Below are 7,686 nucleotides of genomic sequence, written 5' to 3' on the forward strand. Positions count from 1 at the left end.
GGTCGGCGCCTTCGGCGGCGCACAGCCCCAGCCGGGCAGCGCCGAGCGCCCCGCCGAAATCGCCGTCTGCAGGCAGCGCGATCTCGGTGTCGAGGTTGGTGGCGATCAGCTTCAGCCACAGCTCGGATTTCGAACCGCCGCCCACCGCGATCAACCGCCCGAGCTCGGTGCCCGCATCGTTGAGCACGCGCTTGCAGTCGCGGAAGGCGAAGGCGACGCCCTCCATCACCGCCTGCGCGAGCAGCGCCGGGTCGGTCGAATGGGAGAGGCCGGTGAAGCTGCCGCGCGCGCCGGCATTGTTGTGCGGGGTGCGTTCGCCCGACAGATAGGGCAGGAAGATCTCCTCGCCCGGGCCCCTGAACCCGGCTTCGGCCGCACCCGACAGGCTCGCCGGATTCTGCCCGGTGATCTTGCCCAGCCAGTTGAGGCTGTCGGTGGCCGACAGGATCACGCCCATCTGGTGCCAGGTGTCCGGAATGGCGTGGCAGAAGGCGTGCACCGCCCCGTGCGTATTAGGGCGGAAGCAATCGTTGGACACGAACAGCACGCCCGAGGTGCCGAGCGAGACGAAGCCTTCGCCCGGACGGACGGCGCCGATGCCGCAGGCGGCCGCGGCATTGTCGCCGGCGCCGCCGGCGACCACCACGCCGGCTCCCATGCCCCAGCGGGCGGCGAGGTCCGGCTTCAGCGTGCCGCCGGCAGCCGAGCCTTCGACGAGGCGCGGCATGTGCGAGCGATCGAGGCCGGTGACGGCGAGCAGTTCGTCCGACCAGTCGCGCCTGCCGACATCGAGCCACAGCGTGCCGGCCGCGTCCGACATCTCCTCCACATGCTCGCCGGTCAGCAGCAGGCGCACATAGGCCTTGGGCAGCAGCACCCTGGCGATCCGCGCATAGATCTCGGGCTCGTGCTTCCTGACCCAGGCGACCTTGGGGGCGGTAAAGCCGGGCATGGCGATATTGCCGGCAATGTCGCGCAGGCGCGGCAGCGCCGCTTCCATTTCGGCGCATTCGGCCGCCGCACGTCCGTCATTCCACAGGATGCAGGGACGCAGCACCTCATCGTTCCGGCCGAGCAGCGTCGCCCCATGCATGTGGCCGGAAAGCCCGATGCCGCGCACCGCCGCCAGCGCGGCGCGATGCGTCGCGGCCAGCTTGTCGATCGCCTCGAGCGTCGCGCTCCACCAGTCGGCCGGATTCTGTTCCGACCAGCCCGGATGCGGCCGCACCGGCTCGACGGCCCTGGCGCTGGCGTCGCCGAGCGGCCTGCCGTCCCCGTCGATAAGGAAGGCCTTCACCCCGGACGTGCCGATATCGATGCCGAGATAGGTCATGAGGCACGTACCTCACGACCGGCTGAACATAACATCGCCCTTCGTCCTCCCTGGGCAACTGCGTCTTCTGGATGCCCTTTACCTGAGATTGTCGCGCAGAAACAGGCCGATTTCAATGGGTGGCGCGGTGCGTTCCCCGTCATGCCCCATCGCGGCGGCGCGAGCCATGGCGATGGCCGCGGCAATCTCGCCGTCCGGATTCTGGTCGATCACCACGTCGATGCTGCCGTTCTGCAGCCCTGCCCGCGTCGCCCCGGTCAGTTCATGGGCCACCACGCGCACCTTGCCGGCGACGTGCCGCCGCTCGAGTGCGGCGAGCAGCCCCGCGGTTCCGGCGCCCAGGTTGTAGATGCCGGCGATCCCCGGCTCGGCAAACAGGGCCGCGGCCGCCGCCTCGGTCAGCGTATCGTCGTCGAAGCCCTCGATCGGCCCGATGATCTCGTGGCCGCCGAACTCGGCGGCCATCACGGCGAGGAACCCCTCGTAGCGCTCGCGGTGGTCCCGCAGTCCGAGCGAGCCGGCGACCACCCCGATGCGGCCCTCCGGGCAGAAGCGGCCGAGGAGCGATGCCGCCGTGCGTCCGGCGGCGACATTGTCGATGCCGACGAAGTGCTGCCGTGCCGAGCCCGGCAGGTCGGAGACCAGCGTCACCACCGCGATGCCGCGCCGGCTGGCCTGATCGATGGCGCGCCGCACCAGATCGTCTTCGGTGGCGACCACCACGGCGCAGTCGCAAGCGCGGGGATCGAGTCCCGCCAGCGCGTCGCTCAGCGCCTTCGCATCGAAGGCATGCACCAGGTGGGTCTCGAGTTTCAGCCGCTCGCCCTTGACCGCCCGGGCGCGGCGCGCGATGGCCGAAACGAGGCTCTGCATGAACTCGTTGCGGCTGTCGGGAATGAGGAAGGTCACCGACAGGTCGCGGGCCCGGGCGAGCAGCGAGGCGGAGAGGTCGCGCCGGAAGTCCAGGACCCGGATGGCGTCGGCCACCTTTTCCGCGGTCTCGGCCCGCACGCCGGGCCGGCCGTTGAGGACCCGGTCAACCGTTGCCAGCGACACGCCCGCCTGGCGCGCCACGTCGTGTACCGTCACGCGTCGCTTGAGATCGTCCATCGTTCCTCGGCCCCGTCGCTGCAATACCTGTCGAGTTCGCGGCGCGGCGTCAATCGTTTCGCTCCCGGCTCGGCTTTCGCTCCGCAGCTTTTGTCGCTATCAACCCACGACCGAACCGGAGGAGTGGGGCGCATGGTCGTGAAGGTTGAGGGCTTCGGCAGCTACGAGGGCAAGCGGGTCGACCAGTTTCACCTGGTGAGCGACACGGGGGTCGAAGTCGACCTGATCGGCTGGGGCGTCGTGGTCCGCGACTGGCGCGTCCCGGTGGCGGGCGGGCTGCGCCAGGTGGTGCTGGGCTTCGACGGCTTCGATGCCTATCCCGCCGCATCCCCCTATTTCGGCTCGCTGGCCGGCCGGGTCGCCAACCGCATCGGCAATGCCCGCTTCCAGCTCGACGGCAAGACCTACGAGGTCGACGCGAATTTCCACGGCCACAGCCTGCATGGCGGCGCCGGGGGCATCGGTCGCCGCGTCTGGGACGCCGAGGTCGACGGGGATGCCGCTTCCGTCCGCTTCACGCTGGTCTCGCCCGATGGCGAGATGGGCTTTCCGGGCAATGTGACGTTCTCGGCGACCTACACCCTGACCGGCAACCGGCTGAGCCTCGAACTCGCGGCGCGGGCCGACCGGCGCACTCCGATCAACGTGGTCCAGCACCAGTATTTCAACCTCGGCACCGGGCCCGACGTGCTCGACCACCGCTATCGCATCGCCGGCCATGCCTATACCGAGCTGGGCGGGCTGCTGATCCCCACCGGCGCAATCCTGCCGGTCGAGGGCACGCAGTGGGACATGCGGACCGGCCGCACCATGCGCGACGCGGCGGGACTGCCGGTCGACTATGACGGCAATGTCGTGCTCGCCTCGGATCGACGGTTCGACGACCCGGTGGCCGTCGTCACCGGCCCCGACGAGGCCCTGACGCTGAAGCTCTTCACCGACCGGCCGGGCCTGCAGATCTACAACTCGGTATGGACCGACGTCTCCGCGGAGGGTCGGCACTTCGGCCGTCACTGTGGCTTCTGCCTAGAGGACCAGGACCTGCCGGACGCGGTCAACCACCCGCATTTCCCCTCCGTCATCTACGGGCCCGACCGCGACTATCGCCACCGCGTCGACATCGAGATCGCCTGAGGGCGATCTGCGGAGGGAAGAGGGCAGGGGTGCGACAGGCCGGATGCCGCACCCTCGCCCGAGCCGCTGCTACTGCAGCATCACCGGATAGGCATAGAAGGCGCCGGCGTCCTCGGCGCCCATCTTGGAGAACTTCGCCTCGATCACCCACAGCGTGTTGCCGACCTTGGTCACCGCTGTGGGCGAATCCCAGGCCTCCTTGCCCACCACCTTGATGTTGGCCGTATCGCCGTCGAAGGTGATGGCGTCGACCTGGGCGTTGCCGTTCTCGGCGAGATAGAGCACGCCGTCATCGCCGAAGCGCATGCCATCGGGGCCCTTGATCTCCTGGCTGAGCTTGAGCTCGGTCAGCGTGCCCGGGGCGCCGTCGGCGCCGATCGTCAGGCGGAACAGCTTGTTGGTCATCACCCCGTTCATGTAGAGGGCGCCATCGGGCCCGAAGCTCAGCCCGTCGAGCGATGCGAGCGCCGCGTCCTTGAAGAACACCGTCGCGGTCGTGGCGCCCGGCGCCACCGCGAAGACCTGGCCGCCGGCCGTGTCGGCCGCATAGGCGGTGCCGTCCGCCGCCGTCGCGATGTCGTTGCAGAAGGTGCCGTCGCCCAGCGTCACGGCGGACTTGAGGCTGCCGTCAGCGAGGCTGTAGCTGCGCAGCACCGAGGCCTTGCCCGGCCCGCCGCTGAACAGCGCCAGGTCGGCATAGCAGGCCCACAGGGTGCCGTTCGCCTCGTCGGCATAGACCCCGAGCACCGCGGTCGGGCCCTCGGTCACCGCGCCGATCCAGCCCTCGGCGACGGTGGCGCCGGCGGCGGCCTTGAAGATTTGCCCGGTGCCGATGCTGCCGATGATCAGGCTGCCGTCCGCCGTCGAGGTCAAGCTTTCGGGAAACACCATCTTGTCGCCGACCTGTACCTTGTCGGCCGCAAGCGCGGTGCCGCCGGCCAAAATGAGCACGAGGCCCGAAGTGAGCAAAGTCCGCAATCCATCCTCCCGGAGTTTGTTGGGACCGCACCATGGCATCGCGGGTCATTGGTGCGGGCAATACTCCCGATTGGCGGCCGACGCCGCGCGGTCGGTTGACGCCGATCAAGGCCGGTGCGGCCCGCGCAGGCTAGGTGGTCGGGCATTGGAGGGCAGGCTGCATGGACGCCGTCTGGATCATCGTCATCGTCGTCGGCGTGGTGGCTGGTGCGCATCTGGGGCTGTTTGTCGTGCTGCGCCGCCTGATGCGCGAGGATCGGCGCCGGCGGGTTCAGGGGCCACGTCCGCCGCAGTCCTGAGTTGGCCCGCGCCTCGGGGGTGGGGCGGTGCCCGGCTGGACCGTGACGCGTCTATTCCGCCGCGACGCGGGGATATTCGGTGATCTCGGCCGTTGCGCCCGGCTCGGCCCGCTCCAGCCGGAAGCCGCGCAGCGGCGCGGTCGCCACCTGGTTGCGGCCATTCTGCTTGGCCCGGTAGAGCGCCGCGTCGGCGGCGGCGAGCAGGTCCGACACGCTCTGCGAGGTGTGCGGCACGCAGGCCACGCCGAACGAGGCCGAGATGTCCGCGCCGCGCGTTCCCCCCAGTTCCTGGATGGCGAGCCGCAGCGCCTCGGCCTTGTCGGCCGCCCGCTCGAGCGTGCAGTCGGGCAGGATCACCACCAGCTCCTCGCCGCCGAAGCGGCAGACGATATCGGTCTCGCGCAGCCCCGAGAGCAATGTCAGGGCACTGTCGCGCAGCACCTGGTCGCCGAAGGCATGGCCATGCTGGTCGTTGAGGCGCTTGAAGTGGTCGAGGTCGATCATCAGCAGCGAGATCTCGCGGTTCTCGCGCTCGGCGAGCCGCACGAAGCGCTGCAGGCTGTCTTCCATGTAGCGGCGGTTGTAGAGACCGGTGAGCGGGTCGCGCAGCGCCTGGTTCCGCAGCTTCTCGCGCAGCGCCATGTTGGCCAGCGCCAGGCTCATGCCGTCGGCGAGGGCCGAGCCGAGATTGGCCACCCGCTCGAGCCGCGCCTCGGCCTCGGCGCCGGACGCGAACAGCTGCAGCAGCCCGACGATCTCGCCGCGCGCGATCATCGGGATTTCGAGCACGGTCTCGGGGCCGCTGTGGTGGGCGCAGCACAGCTTGCTGCCGTCGGGACGGTTGAGCTGCAGCTTGCCGCGCTTGAGCGCCCAGCAGCCGACCGGGCTGATCGTCTCGTCGAGCGGCTCGCCCTCCGGACGGGCCCAGCTGGTCGACAGGACCAGCCGGTCACGCGAGTTGTTGAAGATGTAGAGGGCGCCGGCAAAGCCCGGCAGCAGTTCACCCGCGGTGGCCTTGAGCACCGCGTTGACGTCGGCGTGGTCGCCGGCGCTCTGCAGCACGTCGGCCATCTCGAACAGCCGGGCCACCTGCTCACGCGCCGTGTCGGCGGCGAGTACCGCGGCAGCGCGCCCGTCGGCCTCCGTGACCGAGGAGCGGAAGGCAAAGACCAACCCGAGCAGCGCCAATAGGCCGCCGCCCACCTGCAGCACGAGGACGAGCAGGCTCCCGAAGCGGATGCGCTCCTCGTGCACGCGCAGGCGGCCATCGGCCTCGGCGAGGGTACGTTCGATGGCTTCGCCCAGCGCCGCGACGGTGCCGGCGGTGCCGTGCTGGGCCAGCAGGACGCTGGCCCCGGCCCGATCGCCGGTGGCGGCGAGCGACACGGCCTCGGTCCAGCTTGCCGCCAGGTCGGTGAGCAGTTGCGGCGCGGCAAGCGGGGACATCCGGTCCGGCGCCGGGATCGTTCCGAGCTGGCGCAGGGTCCCCGCCGCGTCCCCGGTCAGCGCCGGCAACCGGTCGAAGTAGTCGCCCGGCGCCACCTCGCCGGCAATGATGTGCAGCACCCGTGCATCGGCCTCGATGACGGCCTGGCTGAGGGTCCTGAGCCGCTGGCCCTCCTCGCGCAGCTGGGTCAGGGCCTCCTGCTGGCCGGTGACATGGGCAAAGCCGAACACCGACGTGGCGACGATGGCGAAGACCAGCAGCACCGTCGCGATCGACAGCAGGCGAGAGCGCAGGGGCATGGGCTGCAGGTGCCCCTTGGGGGTCGCATGGAACAGGCCAGGGAACATCGCGCCACGCTCGGCTGGGTCCGCGGAATGACGCGCAGTGTGCCGCATATTGCCCGGCCTGCCTCGCCGCATCCGGCAAAGCCCTTAGCGCGCGGTGAAGCAGCCTGGTGAATGCGGCGCTGCATCGGGCCGGAGGATTTGCAGAAAAATCGAAATGCTGGCGGAATCGACCGGGGGCGGTGTCGATTCCCCAAGGCCCCGCTCGACCACAGGGCAATGGATCAAGGAGGCCAGGGTGCCATGAAGTATGCCTGTCTCGTGCATTTCGACGGCGCCGTGCTCGACACGCTCGATGCGGACGGCAAGCACCGGCTGGACGTCGAGTCGGTGGGCTATGACGGGGACCTTGCGGCCGCCGGCCACCTGATCGTCGCCCAAGCCCTGCAGTCGCCGGGCAGCGCCGTGCTGGTCAGGGTGCGCGACGGCCGGCTCTCCGCCACGGATGGTCCGTTCAGCGAGACCAAGGAGCAACTGGGCGGCTTCATCCTGATCGAGGCGCGCGACATGAACGAGGCGATCCGCCTCGCCGGCGGCATCCCGCTGGCGAGGCTCGGCACCATCGAGGTGCGGCCGGTCTACGACATCCCGGTGCGCAAATAGCTCCCCGCGCGCCTGAGCTCGAAGCCATCTGGCGGCGTGAGTCCGGGCGGGTGCTGGCCACGCTGATCCGCCTGCTCGGCAGCTTCGATCTCGCCGAGGAGGCGCTGACGGACGCCTTCCTCGCGGCCGCCGAACAGTGGCCGCGCGCCGGCGTGCCGGCCAACCCGCGCGCCTGGCTGGTCTCGGCCGGACGCTTCAAGGCCATCGACCGCATCCGGCGGCGCGCCCGCTTCGCCCCGATCGCGGCGGAGCTGGCCCGTGTCGAGGAGGCCGTCATGGATCCCGAACCCGAGACGATCGCCGACGACACCCTGCGGCTGATCTTCGTGTGCTGTCACCCCGAGCTGCCGCCGGACGCGCAGATCGCCCTGACGCTGCGCGAGGTCTGCGGCCTCACCACCGAGGAAGTGGCCGCTGCGTTCCTCGCCACCCCGTCGG

The 7,686-nt window shown here is 70.1% G+C and carries 8 protein-coding genes; 4 read left to right on the plus strand and 4 right to left on the minus strand.

Going from position 1 to position 7,686, the window contains the following annotated elements; genetic code table 11:
* Both xylB and ACE3TU_RS16010 read right to left on the minus strand, forming a co-directional pair.
* Positions 1-1,333 (minus strand): xylulokinase (gene xylB, locus ACE3TU_RS16005; protein ID WP_374625959.1); only part of this gene is annotated, 1,333 nt, incomplete at its 3' end.
* A 78-nt stretch (positions 1,334-1,411) separates the two neighbouring features.
* On the minus strand, positions 1,412-2,443 hold the full coding sequence (locus tag ACE3TU_RS16010; protein WP_374625961.1) for a LacI family DNA-binding transcriptional regulator: 1,032 nt from the start codon (positions 2,441-2,443) through the stop codon (positions 1,412-1,414).
* Between the two features lie 132 nt (positions 2,444-2,575).
* Between ACE3TU_RS16010 and ACE3TU_RS16015 the strand changes: the two genes are divergently transcribed.
* The gene (locus tag ACE3TU_RS16015) at positions 2,576-3,577 is read left to right on the plus strand and encodes an aldose epimerase family protein (protein ID WP_374625963.1); all 1,002 of its coding nucleotides are present in this window, start codon (positions 2,576-2,578) and stop codon (positions 3,575-3,577) included.
* Positions 3,578-3,646: 69 nt separating this feature from the next.
* Here the strand turns inward: ACE3TU_RS16015 and ACE3TU_RS16020 are convergent, their stop codons facing one another.
* Positions 3,647-4,555, minus strand: coding sequence for an SMP-30/gluconolactonase/LRE family protein (locus ACE3TU_RS16020; protein WP_374625965.1), 909 nt, complete (start codon positions 4,553-4,555; stop codon positions 3,647-3,649).
* Positions 4,556-4,716: 161 nt separating this feature from the next.
* On the opposite strand from ACE3TU_RS16020, the gene ACE3TU_RS16025 reads away from it, so the two are divergent.
* The gene (locus tag ACE3TU_RS16025; RefSeq protein ID WP_374625967.1) at positions 4,717-4,854 is read left to right on the plus strand and encodes a hypothetical protein; all 138 of its coding nucleotides are present in this window, start codon (positions 4,717-4,719) and stop codon (positions 4,852-4,854) included.
* A 51-nt stretch (positions 4,855-4,905) separates the two neighbouring features.
* On the opposite strand, the gene ACE3TU_RS16030 is transcribed toward ACE3TU_RS16025, so the two are convergent.
* Positions 4,906-6,600 (minus strand): GGDEF domain-containing protein, encoded by a 1,695-nt coding sequence (locus tag ACE3TU_RS16030; RefSeq protein ID WP_374625968.1) that lies wholly within the window; start codon positions 6,598-6,600, stop codon positions 4,906-4,908.
* A 288-nt stretch (positions 6,601-6,888) separates the two neighbouring features.
* Between ACE3TU_RS16030 and ACE3TU_RS16035 the strand changes: the two genes are divergently transcribed.
* Both ACE3TU_RS16035 and ACE3TU_RS16040 read left to right on the plus strand, forming a co-directional pair.
* Entirely contained in the window at positions 6,889-7,248 is a 360-nt protein-coding gene (locus tag ACE3TU_RS16035; RefSeq protein ID WP_374625970.1) for a YciI family protein, read from the plus strand.
* Between the two features lie 50 nt (positions 7,249-7,298).
* Positions 7,299-7,686, plus strand: a 388-nt coding sequence (locus tag ACE3TU_RS16040) for a sigma factor (protein ID WP_374625972.1), incomplete at its 3' end; no start/stop codon positions are given.

This window comes from Devosia sp. (genome assembly GCF_041917035.1).
GTDB lineage: Bacteria > Pseudomonadota > Alphaproteobacteria > Rhizobiales > Devosiaceae > Devosia_A.

Bases quoted from the DNA above. Each gene is read 5' to 3' on its own strand.
- ACE3TU_RS16010 (WP_374625961.1), bottom strand. From the start codon at position 2,443: ATGGACGATCTCAAGCGACGCGTGACGGTACACGACGTGGCGCGCCAG.
- ACE3TU_RS16015 (WP_374625963.1), top strand. From the start codon at position 2,576: ATGGTCGTGAAGGTTGAGGGCTTCGGCAGCTACGAGGGCAAGCGGGTC.
- ACE3TU_RS16025 (WP_374625967.1), top strand. From the start codon at position 4,717: ATGGACGCCGTCTGGATCATCGTCATCGTCGTCGGCGTGGTGGCTGGT.
- ACE3TU_RS16030 (WP_374625968.1), bottom strand. From the start codon at position 6,600: ATGCCCCTGCGCTCTCGCCTGCTGTCGATCGCGACGGTGCTGCTGGTC.
- ACE3TU_RS16035 (WP_374625970.1), top strand. From the start codon at position 6,889: ATGAAGTATGCCTGTCTCGTGCATTTCGACGGCGCCGTGCTCGACACG.